The following is a 14,899-nucleotide window of genomic DNA, read 5'->3' as shown; positions in this document are numbered from 1 at the left end:
CCTTTTTATTTACTTGTCAGCAGTGAATATGAAATCGTGCTGACTTTATCGTTATTCATGACAAATGTCAAGGTCATTTTATCCTTAGAATACGCATAGGTGTTGCCTGCTGCAACGTAATCCGTGCCGTATGCCTTTGTCACTGCCGCAAAGCTGTCACCGATTTTAATACCTTCTGCCGTATTTACTGTATCATCTTCGAGCGTAATTGTATAGATATACTTTTTGCCGTCTTTTTCATACGTCTGTAAGGTAAAGCCGTCATAATAATAAAAGGTATCTTTTCCTTCGAATGCACAGCTTAATGCCTCATATGTGCCGCTAGGCGGTGTTCCAAGTGCATCTGTTACCGTCTGGGCATCTTCATTAATATAAATCTGCTGGTCACCTGTGGTAAAAATGTAACCGCTCTGCTGATTTTTTGCACTGCTGCCGGATGCTGTACCGCAGCCTGCAAGTGAAATTACGGTCACTGCAATACACAGCGCCGTTATCCAAAATTTTTTCATCAATCTGCTGTTCCTTTCTCTGCTTCATATCGTTCTTCCATTTCCTGCCAGTAGGATAAAACCGCACTGTCCTGCCTGTGATCAGGCAGATCACATTCTGTCCGCAGAATCTGTCCGAAATAGCAGGAAAGCTTTTCCGCGCCCCACACATTTAAGTGCAGTCCCGCATCATAAGTATCGGTTGTCAAATCAATCCCGGATTCCTGCATGGACTCCAGAAAATTGTAATACGGCAAATCATTCTGCGTGGCATAATCTTTGATCTGTTCTTCCCATTCATCATACCACACCGGATAAATTGTCGGCGCTTTCATCAGCACCAGACGGATATTTTTTTCTTTGCAAAGCTGCGTGATTTTATCCAGATAGTACCACGCATTTTCACCAAACGAATAATCGGCAAGCGGCGTCTTTCTCGGCTGTGTCGTCACACCCTTTCTCTCCGTCTGCAATAAATATCCGTTATACGAAACCATATCTTTTGAAAACATATACCGGAAATCTTCTTTTGTCAATGCACTCCACCGCGAATGAAACCGAAGCAGTGGAAATACATAGCTTATAAAACTTTCTTTTTCTGTCATGGAAGCCCGTATGGATGCCGCCTTGCTGTCCGACCACTTCATGCCGTCTAAGGTCATGCGGTTATACGCTTCATTCTGCGGTTCATTGTACTTCATGGACAGCACGTTAAACACGACCGCCTTTGGTGTTTCATACCGCAGGGTTTCTTCCAATAAATAATACGACTGCCAGATCAGCTGCTGCGCGCTGCCGCGGATATAGCTTGTAATGCCGTATTCCTGCCAGAGTGTAACCGGAGAAATATTTTCATAAACCTCACAGTCCCCGATAAATATGACATCATTGTTTTTCGGTGCTTTATAATACTCGGCAATGAGTGCGCCTTCCTTTACATTTGACATATACTTTGGCATGAGCAGTGCCTGGGCAAAGTACAGGGCAAGGACAGAAAGCACCATAAGAACTGCCACAATGCCTAAAGTTTTTATTTTACTGCGTACCATTTCTGTCCTTTCTTCATTATAATACACGGTTTAAAGCATGAAACCGCCGTGTCTTCCCAAACCTCTTTATGTACAAACATTTTTTAAAACTGGTTATATATGAACTGATTCGCATCGTACCCGATTCCGTACGCGCCGAAAATTAAAATGGCAAATAAAAGCGCAAAAACGACAAGATACTGCACTGCCGCTGTTCTTTCATAAAGCCGCTCCCGGATACTGCCTCTCCGCTGTTTTAAGCTGACACACAGCACCAGAACAACTGCCACTGCCACAACCGCATAATCCGCCGCTGTCAGACCGAGCTGTAACAGTCCCTTCATCGCCGCTGTCATATTCCAGTCCGTAAACATCGTCCCAAACATTTTAAAAGTCAGCCCGACATTCCGGTAACAGTCCAGCATACGCAGTGAGGACATCAAAAGCACCGTGCGCACCACCTGAAAAATACGGTAGGCATATTTTTTTTGTATGCCCGGAAAACGTTCGTGAAATTTTTCATAAAGCGGACGACATTCCTGTGAAAGCAGAATGACTACGGCATTTAACAGCCCCCACACAATGAAATTCCAGCTTGCGCCGTGCCAGATTCCCGTGGCAAACCATACCACCAGTGTTACAAAATACACCGGAATCCGCCTGCCTGCCGCCACGCCGAAATGTTTCCGGCAGAATGTAGACATTGACAGCACCGGCATGGACGCAGACAGCGGATAAAACAGATAATCCTTAAACCACGTTCCCATGGTAATGTGCCATCTGCGCCAGTATTCCGCAATATTTTTTGAAAAATACGGTCGTTCAAAGTTTTCGGCAAGCTGTATGCCAAACATCTGCGCAATACCGATTGTAATATCAATGCCACCGGTAAAGTCGGCATATAATTCTGCCGCATAAAAAAGCATGCCGCAAAATACGTAGAATCCGCTGTAAATATCCGGCTGTCCCACAATGGCATTGACCGCCACCACGATACGGTCTGCGATGACCAGCTTTTTAAAATAGCCCCACAGCACACGCTCCAGCCCGAACCACACCGTCCTGAAATCAAACCGATGCGGCGCATACAATGTCTGTGACAGTTCGCCGAAACGACTGATGGGTCCCTGTATCAGCTGTGGAAAAAAGGACGTAAACAGCGCCATTTTAAAAATATTTTTTTCTGCTTCGGCCTTACCGCGGTAAACGTCAATCACATATCCCATTGTCTGAAACGTATAAAAGGAAATGCCAAGCGGCAGTACCAGATTCACACGGGCAATGGAGTGTCTGCCGGTAAACAGCGCCGCAATGCCGTTTACATTGGCAATCGCAAAATTCGTATATTTTAAAACCGCAAGAATTCCAAGATTCACAAGAAGACAACCTATAAAAATCATGCGCTTTTTACGCTTTATCTGCTGTTTGTACGCTTTACGCTCCTGCTTTGACCAGACTTCTTTGTGTGCCTTTACCGTGTCATCCATGTGGTACTGCACCGCAGACATGATACGGGCGGCGGCATATGAGGTCACAATCGTAACTCCCATAAACAGCAGCCCGTAAAGCCCGGAACGTGCGTAAAAAAATACATTTGCAACAAGCAGTAAAATCCACTGAAACCGCACCGGAATCAGATAATACAGCACCAGCACACACGCTAGAAATGCCACAAATTCAAATGATGTAAAAAGCATGGTTATTCATCCTCTAAACGTGTAATCAGCGCATACAGCGCCTGTGCCGAATTAAAGTTTTCCGGTCCTAATTCATCTGCCGGAATGACAACATCAAACCGGTTATGCACCTCGGCGATAATCGTAATCATGTCAAACGAATCCAGAATCTTATCCGTAATCAATGTGGTACAGTTTTCATAATCCACATCCGGGTGCAGTTCTTTTAAAATTTCAATTAATTGTTCCATATTTCTTCTATTCTCCAGCATACATCTCTTTTAATTTCATGCGGTCGACTTTGCCGTTTAAGGTCAGCGGCAATCTATCCACCTGTCGTAAAACGCTCGGCACCATGTAGCGTGGAAGGCGCTCCTTTAAAAAGGCAAGCACCTCTGCCGGCTGTACTTCTCCCGCATAAAATAATACAATTTTTTTCTTTTCCTCATCATAAATACAACAGCCGCCTGCGATTTTTTCCATGCAGTTTACACTGCCTTCAATTTCACCAAGTTCAATACGATGTCCCATATGTTTAATCTGATAATCCTTACGGGAAGCAAACATTAATTCTCCGCGGTCATTATAATAACCCAAATCTCCGGTCTTATAAATAATCTCCGGATAGTCCTTATTGAGCGGATTCTGCACAAAATTCCCGGCAGTCTTTTCCGGCTGGCGGTAATATCCCATGGTCACCGCCGTTCCACGGATACAGATTTCGCCCTTTTCTCCCTGCGTTACTTCTTTTCCATCTTCATTTAAAAGCAGAATGCCGGTATTGGGAAACGGTCTGCCAATCGGAATCACTTCGTCTTCCTTAAATTCCCTGTCCACAACATAGTAGCAGGACATTCCGGTTGCTTCCGTCGGTCCGTACAGATTGATGTACCGTGCATTGGGGACATATTTTCTCCAAAGTGCAAGCTGTCTTGCCGGAAACACTTCACTGCCGAATGCAATCGTCTTTAAAGATGACGGCACTGCTTTTTCAAATGCGCCCAGTCCCGATATCATCGTCAGTGCCGGAACAACCCAGCAGATGGTATTAATCTGATGAGCATTGATAAATTCAACAAGCTTCACCGGAAACATAAATAACTGCTTTGGTATCAGGTATGCCGTTGCCGCAAATTTTAAGGTCGGATATATTTCCTTTAAACAGGCATCGACATACAGCGGTGCCTGATTGCCAAACACGGTATCCTCCGATACCTGCAACACTGCTGAAAGATTTTCAATATAATCAATGACTGAACGGTGGCAGGCTACAACACCTTTTGGGATGCCTGTTGAACCCGATGTGAATACAATATACAGTGCATCGGTATCAATGCTTTTTTCACGGACTGCCGACAGTGCTTTCGTATCCTGCGGTGTAGCTGATATCTGCTCATATAAATATACTTGTCCCTGATAGCCCATTTTGTAAAGCCTATCTGTTGTTGCTTTATCGCAGATTACCGCCTGCGGCGAAAGTGTCTTAAAAATCAGTTCCATTCTGTAAGACGGCATTTCCTCATCAACCGGCACATAATAGCACCCCGCATAAACCACACCTAAAAATGCAGTAATCGTCTGCGGGCTTTTTTCCATAAAAACCACCACCGGCTTTTTATACAATCCATCTTTTAAAAGCACTGTTCCGACAGACCGCGCCTGCATATAAACCTGCCGGAACGTAAGGCTGTCCGTTTCACTGGCATATGCCGTCTTTTCCGGTGCTTTCAGATATGCCGCTTCCAGATATTCTAATACATTTCTCATACTACCTCATTCCTAAGCGACTTTGTCGCGAAGCTGCGATGAGAAATTCGCGCAGGCGATTTCTCATCTGCAATCAGAGAGATTTGTTTTCGCTCAGAAACAAATCTCCGTGTGAAAAATATGCTCTCAAGCATATTTTTCGCATTTTCCTCATTCCGCAGGCATTTTAATGCCGGAGGAATCGCGAGCCAAATCTTATTTGGCCCTGCGATAAAACGACTTTGTGACGCCTGCGGCACAAAGTGAAACATCAAGCTACGCTTGATGTGCGAAAATCTTTAATTTATGGATTTTCGCATTTGCCTCCATTTCTGAGCGACTTGTCCGCCGCACGCTGCCACCGCCGCCTCCGCCAGCAGTTCCATACAGTCTGTATACGGTACGGCACACGGACATTTTTCTTTTAAATTTAAAATGGAAATTTCCGTACAGCCAAGTACGATTCTTTCTGCGCCGCCGGATACGAGTTCCTGTAAAATGCGGTTAAACGCCGCCATATCCGGCTCTTTTCCCGCTTTTATCCGGTAAATCAGCGCCATAAGGCTTTTTTGTGACAGCGCACCCGGCAGAACACTCTCGATTCCTGCATTTTTTAAACTTTCTTTAAATACACCGCCTGCAATCGTGCCGTCCGTTGCCAGCAGTCCCGCTTTTTTTATGTTCTGTGCCTTTAAGGACTGCACCGTCAGTTCAACCATATTGAAAAGCACGGCATGGGAAAGTTCCTGTTGTATCTGCGTATAAAACGCATGTGCTGTCACACACGGCATTGCAATATAATCACATGCGCCGTCTAAAAAATGCGCCGTCTGCCGTAATGCCGTCACAGGATTTTCCGCCTGCGGTCTGCCTAAAAGATACGCACTTCTGTCAGGAATCTGTGTATTGCTGTATACAATCACCGGTATCTGCTCTTGGTCGGTATCTGCCGCTGTCATTGCGGTTATCCGTTCCATAAAACAGGCAGTCGCCATCGGTCCCATTCCGCCTAAAATTCCCAGTGTCTTCATTTTCTTTTCCTTCCATAATAAACGGATTGCTTATTGCAGGACAAATTCCGTCTGCGGTGTTGCAGGATATCGGTCTGCGGCAAAATCATAGAAATTCGGCTTTATCTGTGTAAAGTCGCGCACCTGCTTATCCGTCAGCATAAAACACGTAAATCCGTTGGAAATCTGTGTGGCATCAAAATGATACCAGCCTGTCCCAACATTACACAAAATCCAGTAGTGGTGGCTGCCGTCCCCTGCGTTCTGCCGCTCCACACGCATGGTTTCCGCTCCGGCACGCTGTAACAGCACATTTGCAACAGCATAATACGTATAGCAGTCGCCGCCTGTCGTGCCGTTCTGCTCAATATTCTGAAGTCCTGCATACCATTCCGCATCCCAGTCATCTGCAAGGCGCACGCCCGCATACGTAATATTGTTATGCGCATAATCAAAAATGGCTTTTGCCTTTTGTCCGAGTGACATCTGCGGTGTTGTAATCTTTGCCAGTACACTGTCAACCAGCGCATATGCCTCCTGCCAGTCCTGTGCGCGTTCCACCACGGTTACGCTTGCATTGACCTTTGCCAGGTTGCCCGCACTGTCTGTTGCCAGATAAGCGATAGGGTACGTTCCCGTCTGTCTTGTATTGACAGACACCTTTTCAACCGTTACATTCACCGGTCCGTCCACATCATCCACGGCACTGACCCCGTCCAGATATGAAACAGTATCCCCGATGGTCACTGTGATGTTATGTACACCGTTAATCTGCGGCGCTGTTTTATCTTTATGCACCCATTCGAGTGTCTGTGTATATTTTTTACTTCTTCCCTTTTTATTTTCCACTACAAACTCAACCGTCTGCTTTCCAATCTGATGCACCGGCATATCTACAAAAGTGACCAGCACCTCTGTGTCATCATACGTTTCAATAAAATCCTCTGCCGATACATCTTCTTCCATATCGAGTACCAGCGGGTGTGTCTTTACATAAATGCCCCGGTTATATACCATATTCATCAGAAAAAATGCGGCAGTTCCTATGATAATCATTGCAATGGACCATTTTAAAACGAGTGCAGCCCCCTTTTTCAGGCGTCGTTTTTTCTTCTTTTTCCGTGCCATTTGCTACTCCGTTTTCAATCCTTCTATGAGCGGAAAATGTAGATTTGACACTCATAGCATTTTATACAAATTTTTCTTCATTGTGCGGCTTTTACCGCATATTAATAATTATACCCATACCACTCGTAATTTGCAACTTTATCCTGTTGATTCCTTACCGGACATCATGGCACAATTATCCTTTGTTTAGATAAATTTTCTTGTATCCCGCTTCATTTTATGATACCATGACAATGCAAAAAACAAAGGAGAGAAAATGATGAATTATAAAACACAGGGCGTCTGTTCACGCGCCATTCATTTTGATGTTGTTGATAATAAAGTAACCAATGTAGCTTTTGAGGGCGGCTGCTCCGGCAATACACAGGGTGTTGCTGCTTTAGTAGAAGGCATGGATATTGATGAAGCCATCCGCCGTATGGAAGGTATCCGCTGCGGATTTAAGTCTACTTCCTGCCCGGACCAGCTTGCAACGGCTTTAAAGCAGTATAAGGCTCAGAATTAATTATGGGAAATGTGGCGCGTTTTAAGCGCATTTATATAGAAATCACCAGTTCCTGTAATTTAAAATGTTCTTTTTGTCAGGAAACCCTGCGCAGTCCGCATTTTATGTCTGTCGATGAATTTGCACATACCTTACAGCAGATCCGTCCGTACACCAACTACATTTATCTGCATGTAAAGGGCGAACCGCTGCTGCATCCGCAGCTTGATGAAATTCTTGCGCTGTGCCGCAGGGCAGGTGTAACCGTAAATCTTACAACAAACGGGACACTGCTTGCGCAAAAACTTCCCATACTGCTTGCACAGCCTCCCCATCAGATGAATGTTTCCCTGCACAGCGCAGACGACAATGACTGCATTGACATGGATACTTACATTGCGCAGTTATTTGCCTCCTGTGAAACACTGCTTGCACAGACGGATACTGAGATTTCCCTGCGGCTGTGGAATACCACCGGTGTTCCAACACTGTTCGGAGAAAAAAACTGCGTGATTAAACGACATTTGTACGTCAATGTGCAGTCACCTTTTGAATGGCCTGCACTTGATAATGCGTACTGCAACGACAGGGGCTTTTGTCAGGGACTGCGCCAGCATATGGCGGTTTTAAGTGACGGAACGGTCGTTCCGTGCTGCTTAGACGGCAATGCCGCCATGGCGCTCGGCAATATTTTTACAACACCGCTAAAGGACATTCTTGCCGGGGAACGGAGTGTGCGTTTTATAGAAGGCTTCCGTGCCAAACGTGCCGTTGAACCACTGTGCCGGCATTGCAGCTTTAAAGAACGTTTTTCCCATAAAATGTAGTATTTAACGGATTATTTATTTTTTACACGGCAAGCGTAGCTTGACGTTGGCTATATTGTTTATGAGCAAAAACAAATAGCTATGATGGCAGATGAAAAACCGCTTTCGCAAATTTCTCATCGCCTCTTTACAACAAGCTGCTCAGAAATGAGGATTATTATGAAACGGATTGTACTTACCGGCGGCGGTACTGCCGGACACGTTACACCGAATATTGCACTGCTTCCGAGCTTAAAGGAAGCCGGATATGAAGTTTTTTACATCGGTTCTTATACCGGCATTGAAAAACAGCTGATTGAAGACCTTGAAATCCCGTATTACGGCATTTCTTCCGGAAAATTAAGACGCTACAAAAGCCTTAAAAACCTTTCCGACCCGTTCCGCGTTCTCAAAGGGTATTTTCAGGCAAGGACGCTGATGCGCAAAATCAAGCCGGATATCGTCTTTTCCAAAGGCGGTTTTGTATCTGTGCCGGTTGTTTTAGCGGCAGGACATAAGCGGATTCCGGTTATTATCCACGAATCTGATATGACACCGGGACTTGCCAATAAAATTGCCATGCGTTCCGCAACGAAAATCTGCTGTAATTTCCCGGAAACGGTTCAGTATCTCCCACAACAGAAAGCTGTGCTTACCGGTTCTCCTATCCGGAAGGAACTGTTACAGGGCAATAAACTTGCCGGACTGAATCTATGTCATTTCAACACAGAAAAACCGGTTATTCTTGTTGTCGGCGGAAGCACCGGCGCCGTAAAGGTCAACAATGCCGTGCGTGCCATTTTACCGGAGCTGTTAAAGGATTTCCAGGTGGTTCATCTGTGCGGCAAGGGCAAAACCGATAAAAGCTTTGAAAATAAAGAAGGCTATGTCCAGTTTGAATATATCAGCAAGGAAATGCGCGATTTATTTGCAATGAGCGATATTGTCATTTCGCGTGCCGGTGCCAATGCAATCTGCGAACTGCTTGCCTTAAAGAAGCCGAATCTTTTGATTCCGCTTTCTGCCAATGCAAGCCGCGGCGACCAGATTTTAAATGCCAACTCCTTTAAAAAACACGGCTACTCTGCTGTTTTAATGGAAGAAGACATTACACCGGAAACACTGCTTGCGGCCGTGCGCGACCTGTATCAGAAGCGCATGACTTATGTCAATAACATGGCTTTAAGCGAGCAGAATGACGCTATCGGCAAAATCATGGAACTGATTACGGCAAATTCCAAGTAATTTTATAAAACTATATAAAACAGAGTGTGACAATTGGATTGCGGAACTGCCGCTTTTATCACACTCTGTTTTTATTTTCTTAAATATATCGCAGCCTTGCCAAAAAACAACACATAATCCGTGAACTGTCGTTTTTTCCTGTTCAAATGTCACTTGACTTTCCCGTAAAAATGCACTAGACTAATAATAGGAATAGTTACTAGAATTTTGTAAAACAAGGAGGATTTATGGCTACGGTTAAATATAGCAGACAGCGTGAGGCGATTAAGAATTTTTTAATGTCCCGCAAGGACCACCCGACTGCTGAGGTTGTATATGAACATGTTTTAAAGGCTTTTCCGAATATCAGCCTTGGAACAGTTTACCGCAATCTTTCTTTTCTGGTTGATAACGGTCAGGCAGTCAAAGTTCCTTGTGAAGACGGCTCTGTCCACTTTGACGGAAATGTCATGCCGCATTATCATTTTCAATGTACAGAATGTGGTGCAGTAATTGATCTGGATTTTGACGGTGCAGAAGAAAGCAGACAGTTCTGTACTGCCGCCGCCAGCAATTTCGACGGACAAATTGAGGGCAACGTCACTTTCTTTTACGGAAAATGCCCTTCCTGCGCACATAAAAACGAGCAGTAAACGCTTTTAAAATTTTTGATAAAATATCAAATAAGCTTTAATGATGTCCCGAAAAACCGGGCATACTATAAGCAGGAATTAAAAATAGGAATTATTATTATTTTCTATTGACAAATGACTTGGCGCATGATATATTATAGTCACAGCAAAACAATAATGATTACTATTTTAAAAATAAAAAGCAAAGGAGATTAAAGCTATGAAATTTGTATGTTCTATTTGTGGTTACGTTTATGAAGGAGAAGCTGCACCGGCTGAATGTCCGGTCTGTCATGCAGGCGCTGATAAGTTTGTTGTCCAGTCCGGCGAAAAGACATGGGCAGCTGAACACGTTGTCGGTGTTGCACAGGGTGTCAGCGAAGACATCTTAGCTGATTTAAGAGCAAACTTTGAAGGTGAATGTTCAGAAGTCGGCATGTACCTTGCTATGGCAAGAGTTGCTCACAGAGAAGGCTATCCTGAAATCGGTATGTACTATGAAAAGGCTGCTTATGAAGAAGCTGAACACGCTGCAAAATTCGCAGAACTGCTTGGTGAAGTTGTAACAGACAGCACAAAGAAGAACCTTGAAATGAGAGTTGAAGCTGAAAACGGCGCAACTGCCGGTAAGACTGATTTAGCAAAACGCGCTAAGGCTGCAAATCTGGATGCTATCCACGATACCGTGCATGAAATGGCACGCGATGAAGCTAGACACGGAAAGGCTTTTGAGGGTCTTTTAAAGAGATACTTTGGATAATTGTTGACACTACGTTGTTAATAGAGTGTTTTAGGTATTCTAGGTGTGGAAGTCTTATGGCTTCTACACCTTTTTTACAATTTTTCTGCTGCGCTTGACGTTTGCACTCTGTGCCGCAGACAGCACAGCATAGGAGTTCACGCTATTTATATAATTTATTTTCTATAACGTAAAAGACTCCACATAAGGTGGAGCCTTCACATAATAAATCTGTCTTATTAAATGCCCTATAGGCGCTGTTTCAAGATTAAATCTTGTATAGATTGACTATACTATAGTAAATAATTAATGTCAATAATTATTTACTATATACGTACAATTCTTTTAACTTTTCATTTATTTTATCCATTGCATCAGCCGAAAATTTTACCCCATAAAGTAAATCTGAACTATTCTTTGGTTTGTATATTCTCATTTTACTTACGGTAGTAATTTGTTCCATAAGAGCGGCACTTCCAGATTTTAACTTTAAGATTTCTTTCTCGTATATTTGCAACGTCTTTTTCTCTCTCTTAAGTTTATCAACACGATTTTCCAAATTACTAAGATGAGCCGTTATATCTTTTGCTAAACTTGTTTCTGTTTCCGAATTAGCCTTCATCGTTTTTTTCAAAAGTTCTAATGTTTTTGTTAATTCAGAAATTTCTTCATCGACCTGAGTTATTAACTTAATATACTTTGCATTAAGTTTATCATGCAATTCATTTCCTAAAAAAACATCCCTATCATATGTGTCTTCTTCATTTCCTGATGAAAGTGGAATTACAGTTACGACAGGAGAAGATTGTTTATTATCATTATCTAATACAATGGCATAATGTAAACCACCATGTTCACTACCGATATTAAAACCAAAATTCAGAGAAATAACATCTCCTCTTTTATATCTTGGAATCAGTTTATAATCAAATTTTTCTTCGGTAAGTAAGTATTTACTATAACTCTCAATCCAATATGCAACTAAATCAGCTTTCTTTTTATGTTTTGGATTAGGACTGTTGATAAATACTTCAAAAGTATTATTTAACTGCTTTATAGCATTCTTTTTGTGTTTTATGATGTCATCATCAGTAATATTCTTTCCCATTTTATCCCCTCACTTTACTTCTTTATACAAAAACTTTTGGATAATTTACATCTTAAACATTTAGAAAAATCATTCAAACTCCTGTCGACAATACAGTCTGAACACCTAAACTAAAAAGATACGTTTTTAACATTTTACTGTTTTTCATCTAGCAGCTTATCTACCAGTTCAATCGCTTCCTGAATCATTTTATCACAGTGGGTCTTTTTATCCCCGCCTTTTTGTGCATTGGCTCTTAACAAATCCGCACAATCTGTCATGCCGTCGTGTTTCTCTGCGATTCCTTTTCTGAATTGCTGGACTGCCATAGGCGAATCAACGCCCTTTGCGCCAAGCACCATAAGTCCTGCCGTGATTGCACCGCATGTACCGCCGCATTTCATGCCGCCACCGAAATTACAGCCAATCGCCGCACAGAGATTTTCGTCAATCCCCAGTTCATCGGCATAAACCCGCATAATCGTCTGCGCACAGTTATTAACCATCGGTGTTTCATTTCTAAGTTCCATTGCTTTTTCAATATGTTTATTCATCAGATTTCCTCCTGTGAGCAGATATCTGCTGCCTGCTCTATTCATTATTTTTAAAGAAAATGTACCCTTTCCGTATCGTACCGGTCTTCCTGCTTCTTTTCTTCTGCCGGATATCCCAGTGCAAAAATGCCAAACGCGCTTTGGTCTTCCGGCAGTTTTAAAATTGCTTCTACCGCCTGCATACGCTCTTTAACCGGCGCAATGCCGATCCACACGCCGCCCAGTCCGATTTCATCAGTCGCAAGCCACATATTTTCCATGGCGATACTCATATCAATCTGCGCATATTCCGGTATTTTACAATCTTTCCGGTATGCCGTGATAATTGCCTGCGGTGCATCTGCAAGCAGTCCTGCATATGGACTTGTCTTTGAAAGCTCCTGCAAAAGCATCTTATCGTCCGTGACATAAAACTCCCACGGCTGCTGGTTGCCCGCAGACGGCGCCGCCATTGCCGCGCGCAGGATATATTCCAAATCTTTCTTTTCTATTTTTCTATCCTGAAATTTACGGATACTGACCCGTGTAAATAAATTTGCCATGCTGCTCCTTTCCCAAACGGCTCTGCCGCCCTTATCCCTGTATTGCTTTTCTAAACCACCGTCCGGTTTCCGATAAATCATCTTCTGTCCAGCCGCCGGTTTTACTACAGCCCGGCTGGATGAGTGCCGATGTTTCATTTTTATTGGAAAGACTCCATGCTAAGAAGCTGACACCTCTGTCATTTAACAAATCCAGCCAGCTTTGTGCCGAATCATAATCAATGCCGCCGTTTCCCGAAGCATCACAAATACTGCATTCACTGACAAATACCGGCACACCAGCATTTAACGCAGACTCCAGTTTACTGCGCAGGGAAGCTTTATGTGTGCCCGCGTAAAAATGAAGCACATACATCACATTATCGTCATCCAGCTCATTTCCCGCTACTGCGTCAATATCCTGCGACCATGTATTCGTACCCACCAGTATCAGCGCACTGCTGTCATACTGCCGGATACAGGAAATCACTTCCTCGGCATACGGTTTAATCTGGCCGTTCCAGTCAGAATTCTGCGGTTCATTGCAGATTTCATAAATTACATTGTTATGCCCTGCATATTTATCTGCCATTTCTGAGAAAAATGCTTTGGCTTCTTCCTTATTCAGGTTCGGATTCCCGTCACTTAAAATATGCCAGTCAATAATGACATACATGCCAAGCTCTGTCGCATAGGATACACCGTCATCAATGAGCTGTTTTAAAGCTTCCTTATCACCGCCGTTACAGTATCCGCCATATTCTTCGGTATACATCGCAAGGCGCACTACATTGGCGCCCCAGTCGTCCCGCAGTGTTTCAAATGCTTCTTTATTGACATATTCAGGAAACCACGCCAGTCCGTGTGTGCTGACACCGCGAAGCTGTACGGCATTGCCGGAAGCATCGGTAAGCGTTGTACCGGAAACCCGCAGTCCGCCTGATGCCGGCCGTGGACTGCTCCCCGTTCCCGATGAACCACCGGATTTACCTGAACTATCTGAATTTTGCGAACCGTCTGATGAGCCGCATGTCTGTCCGTTTTGTGTTTCTTCCTTTATAATACCTGTCTGACTGTCATCACTCTGATGGTTATCCTGCCCCTGCTCTGCCAGACTGTCCCCTGACTGTCCGTCATCTGTTACCGTAACCGCAACGCCTTCAATCACAGCTTCCAGTTGATACGCCTTTAATTCATAGTTTTCCGTCCGGCTGATGATAAAACCGATTCCCTGCGTATGTTCTCCCGCCGGAATCTCCCGGTTATAGTCCACCGGCGATAATGTAAATGAAACCGTTCCGTCCTCTGCCGTACTGCTCTCAACGCCGCAGTTCCAGCTCTGCTCCATCACCGTGCCGCTTCCCGCCGGAAATGTAATCTTCCAGCTTTCAATATTCTTTTTGCCGGTACTGAAAATATTTAACTCATACTGTATGTACTTCCGCCCGTCCGATTCCCATGCATTGCCCGGCGTAAACTGCGCCTGTGCCTCCTGATTCTTTGGACTTTCGGTGCTTTCCTTTTCATCGTAAACAGGTCTTTCGTTATTTGTCAGCGCACCGTTTTCAACATTTTGCGGACTGCTTCCTTTTTTTTCTGCATTGGCAATCAAAAATCCTGCCATCACACCTGCCAGCAGAATAACCACCGTAAGCACTGCTCCAATCAGTATCTTTTTCTTTTTATCCATGGTATTCCTCATTTCTGAGCAACTTGTTGCGAAGAGGCGATAAAAAATTCGCAAAAGTCTGCTGTTTATTTTTAGTATTACGTTCA

The 14,899-nt window shown here is 43.8% G+C and carries 16 protein-coding genes; 5 read left to right on the top strand and 11 right to left on the bottom strand.

The window, feature by feature from the left end; translation table 11 throughout:
* Positions 1 to 5: 5 nt before the first annotated feature.
* The 7 genes from WMO37_RS10885 to WMO37_RS10855 all read right to left on the bottom strand — a co-directional run bounded on the left by WMO37_RS10885 (position 6) and on the right by WMO37_RS10855 (position 7,076).
* A complete protein-coding gene (locus tag WMO37_RS10885; protein ID WP_349155021.1) occupies positions 6 to 509 on the bottom strand; it encodes a hypothetical protein in 504 nt (167 codons plus the stop codon).
* Positions 509 to 1,537 (bottom strand): SGNH/GDSL hydrolase family protein, encoded by a 1,029-nt coding sequence (locus WMO37_RS10880; RefSeq protein WP_349155020.1) that lies wholly within the window; start codon positions 1,535 to 1,537, stop codon positions 509 to 511. Before WMO37_RS10880 ends, WMO37_RS10885 begins: the two co-directional genes overlap by 1 nt.
* 83 nt (positions 1,538 to 1,620) lie before the next feature.
* Positions 1,621 to 3,213, bottom strand: a complete 1,593-nt coding sequence (locus WMO37_RS10875; protein ID WP_349155019.1) for an MBOAT family O-acyltransferase — start codon at positions 3,211 to 3,213, stop codon at positions 1,621 to 1,623.
* Between the two features lie 2 nt (positions 3,214 to 3,215).
* On the bottom strand, positions 3,216 to 3,443 hold the full coding sequence (locus tag WMO37_RS10870; RefSeq protein ID WP_349155018.1) for an acyl carrier protein: 228 nt from the start codon (positions 3,441 to 3,443) through the stop codon (positions 3,216 to 3,218).
* Positions 3,444 to 3,450: 7 nt separating this feature from the next.
* Positions 3,451 to 4,959: an amino acid adenylation domain-containing protein gene (locus WMO37_RS10865; RefSeq protein WP_349155017.1), complete on the bottom strand. Its 1,509-nt coding sequence runs from the start codon at positions 4,957 to 4,959 to the stop codon at positions 3,451 to 3,453.
* A 278-nt stretch (positions 4,960 to 5,237) separates the two neighbouring features.
* The gene (cuyB, locus tag WMO37_RS10860; RefSeq protein WP_349155016.1) at positions 5,238 to 5,969 is read right to left on the bottom strand and encodes a cysteate racemase; all 732 of its coding nucleotides are present in this window, start codon (positions 5,967 to 5,969) and stop codon (positions 5,238 to 5,240) included.
* 30 nt (positions 5,970 to 5,999) lie between these two features.
* Complete coding sequence (locus tag WMO37_RS10855; protein ID WP_022432399.1) at positions 6,000 to 7,076, bottom strand: immunoglobulin-like domain-containing protein; 1,077 nt, start codon at positions 7,074 to 7,076, stop codon at positions 6,000 to 6,002.
* 259 nt (positions 7,077 to 7,335) lie between these two features.
* Here WMO37_RS10855 and WMO37_RS10850 point away from each other — a divergent pair, with 259 nt between their 5' ends.
* The 5 genes from WMO37_RS10850 (at position 7,336) to WMO37_RS10830 (ending at position 10,982) form a co-directional block, all read left to right on the top strand.
* Positions 7,336 to 7,581 carry a TIGR03905 family TSCPD domain-containing protein gene (locus WMO37_RS10850; protein ID WP_227091059.1) on the top strand — a complete coding sequence of 82 codons (246 nt, stop codon included), beginning with the start codon at positions 7,336 to 7,338 and terminating at the stop codon, positions 7,579 to 7,581.
* A gap of 2 nt (positions 7,582 to 7,583) precedes the next feature.
* Positions 7,584 to 8,387: a radical SAM/SPASM domain-containing protein gene (locus tag WMO37_RS10845; RefSeq protein ID WP_349155015.1), complete on the top strand. Its 804-nt coding sequence runs from the start codon at positions 7,584 to 7,586 to the stop codon at positions 8,385 to 8,387.
* A gap of 159 nt (positions 8,388 to 8,546) precedes the next feature.
* Positions 8,547 to 9,611: an undecaprenyldiphospho-muramoylpentapeptide beta-N-acetylglucosaminyltransferase gene (gene murG / locus WMO37_RS10840; protein ID WP_022432402.1), complete on the top strand. Its 1,065-nt coding sequence runs from the start codon at positions 8,547 to 8,549 to the stop codon at positions 9,609 to 9,611.
* 227 nt (positions 9,612 to 9,838) lie between these two features.
* Entirely contained in the window at positions 9,839 to 10,243 is a 405-nt protein-coding gene (locus WMO37_RS10835) for a Fur family transcriptional regulator (RefSeq protein WP_349155014.1), read from the top strand.
* Positions 10,244 to 10,442: 199 nt separating this feature from the next.
* A complete protein-coding gene (locus tag WMO37_RS10830) occupies positions 10,443 to 10,982 on the top strand; it encodes a ferritin family protein (protein ID WP_349155013.1) in 540 nt (179 codons plus the stop codon).
* A 298-nt stretch (positions 10,983 to 11,280) separates the two neighbouring features.
* On the opposite strand, the gene WMO37_RS10825 is transcribed toward WMO37_RS10830, so the two are convergent.
* The 4 genes from WMO37_RS10825 to WMO37_RS10810 all read right to left on the bottom strand — a co-directional run bounded on the left by WMO37_RS10825 (position 11,281) and on the right by WMO37_RS10810 (position 14,813).
* The gene (locus WMO37_RS10825) at positions 11,281 to 12,069 is read right to left on the bottom strand and encodes a type II toxin-antitoxin system PemK/MazF family toxin (protein ID WP_349155012.1); all 789 of its coding nucleotides are present in this window, start codon (positions 12,067 to 12,069) and stop codon (positions 11,281 to 11,283) included.
* 134 nt (positions 12,070 to 12,203) lie between these two features.
* Complete coding sequence (locus tag WMO37_RS10820; RefSeq protein ID WP_349155011.1) at positions 12,204 to 12,602, bottom strand: C-GCAxxG-C-C family protein; 399 nt, start codon at positions 12,600 to 12,602, stop codon at positions 12,204 to 12,206.
* A gap of 50 nt (positions 12,603 to 12,652) precedes the next feature.
* Positions 12,653 to 13,144, bottom strand: a complete 492-nt coding sequence (locus WMO37_RS10815) for a nitroreductase family protein (RefSeq protein WP_022432408.1) — start codon at positions 13,142 to 13,144, stop codon at positions 12,653 to 12,655.
* A gap of 31 nt (positions 13,145 to 13,175) precedes the next feature.
* Positions 13,176 to 14,813, bottom strand: coding sequence for a cellulase family glycosylhydrolase (locus WMO37_RS10810; protein ID WP_349155010.1), 1,638 nt, complete (start codon positions 14,811 to 14,813; stop codon positions 13,176 to 13,178).
* Between the last annotated feature and the right edge of the window lie 86 nt (positions 14,814 to 14,899).

This window comes from Lachnospira intestinalis, from assembly GCF_040095895.1.
Taxonomy (GTDB): Bacteria; Bacillota; Clostridia; order Lachnospirales; family Lachnospiraceae; genus Lachnospira; species Lachnospira intestinalis.
Note: the sequence above shows the minus strand (reverse complement) of the source record. Positions and strands in the feature narration are given on the sequence as shown.

Coding starts and splice junctions, on each gene's coding strand:
- WMO37_RS10885 (WP_349155021.1), bottom strand. CDS start 509: ATGAAAAAATTTTGGATAACGGCGCTGTGTATTGCAGTGACCGTAATT.
- WMO37_RS10880 (WP_349155020.1), bottom strand. CDS start 1,537: ATGGTACGCAGTAAAATAAAAACTTTAGGCATTGTGGCAGTTCTTATG.
- WMO37_RS10875 (WP_349155019.1), bottom strand. CDS start 3,213: ATGCTTTTTACATCATTTGAATTTGTGGCATTTCTAGCGTGTGTGCTG.
- WMO37_RS10870 (WP_349155018.1), bottom strand. CDS start 3,443: ATGGAACAATTAATTGAAATTTTAAAAGAACTGCACCCGGATGTGGAT.
- WMO37_RS10865 (WP_349155017.1), bottom strand. CDS start 4,959: ATGAGAAATGTATTAGAATATCTGGAAGCGGCATATCTGAAAGCACCG.
- cuyB (WP_349155016.1), bottom strand. CDS start 5,969: ATGAAGACACTGGGAATTTTAGGCGGAATGGGACCGATGGCGACTGCC.
- WMO37_RS10855 (WP_022432399.1), bottom strand. CDS start 7,076: ATGGCACGGAAAAAGAAGAAAAAACGACGCCTGAAAAAGGGGGCTGCA.
- WMO37_RS10850 (WP_227091059.1), top strand. CDS start 7,336: ATGAATTATAAAACACAGGGCGTCTGTTCACGCGCCATTCATTTTGAT.
- WMO37_RS10845 (WP_349155015.1), top strand. CDS start 7,584: ATGGGAAATGTGGCGCGTTTTAAGCGCATTTATATAGAAATCACCAGT.
- murG (WP_022432402.1), top strand. CDS start 8,547: ATGAAACGGATTGTACTTACCGGCGGCGGTACTGCCGGACACGTTACA.
- WMO37_RS10835 (WP_349155014.1), top strand. CDS start 9,839: ATGGCTACGGTTAAATATAGCAGACAGCGTGAGGCGATTAAGAATTTT.
- WMO37_RS10830 (WP_349155013.1), top strand. CDS start 10,443: ATGAAATTTGTATGTTCTATTTGTGGTTACGTTTATGAAGGAGAAGCT.
- WMO37_RS10825 (WP_349155012.1), bottom strand. CDS start 12,069: ATGGGAAAGAATATTACTGATGATGACATCATAAAACACAAAAAGAAT.
- WMO37_RS10820 (WP_349155011.1), bottom strand. CDS start 12,602: ATGAATAAACATATTGAAAAAGCAATGGAACTTAGAAATGAAACACCG.
- WMO37_RS10815 (WP_022432408.1), bottom strand. CDS start 13,144: ATGGCAAATTTATTTACACGGGTCAGTATCCGTAAATTTCAGGATAGA.
- WMO37_RS10810 (WP_349155010.1), bottom strand. CDS start 14,813: ATGGATAAAAAGAAAAAGATACTGATTGGAGCAGTGCTTACGGTGGTT.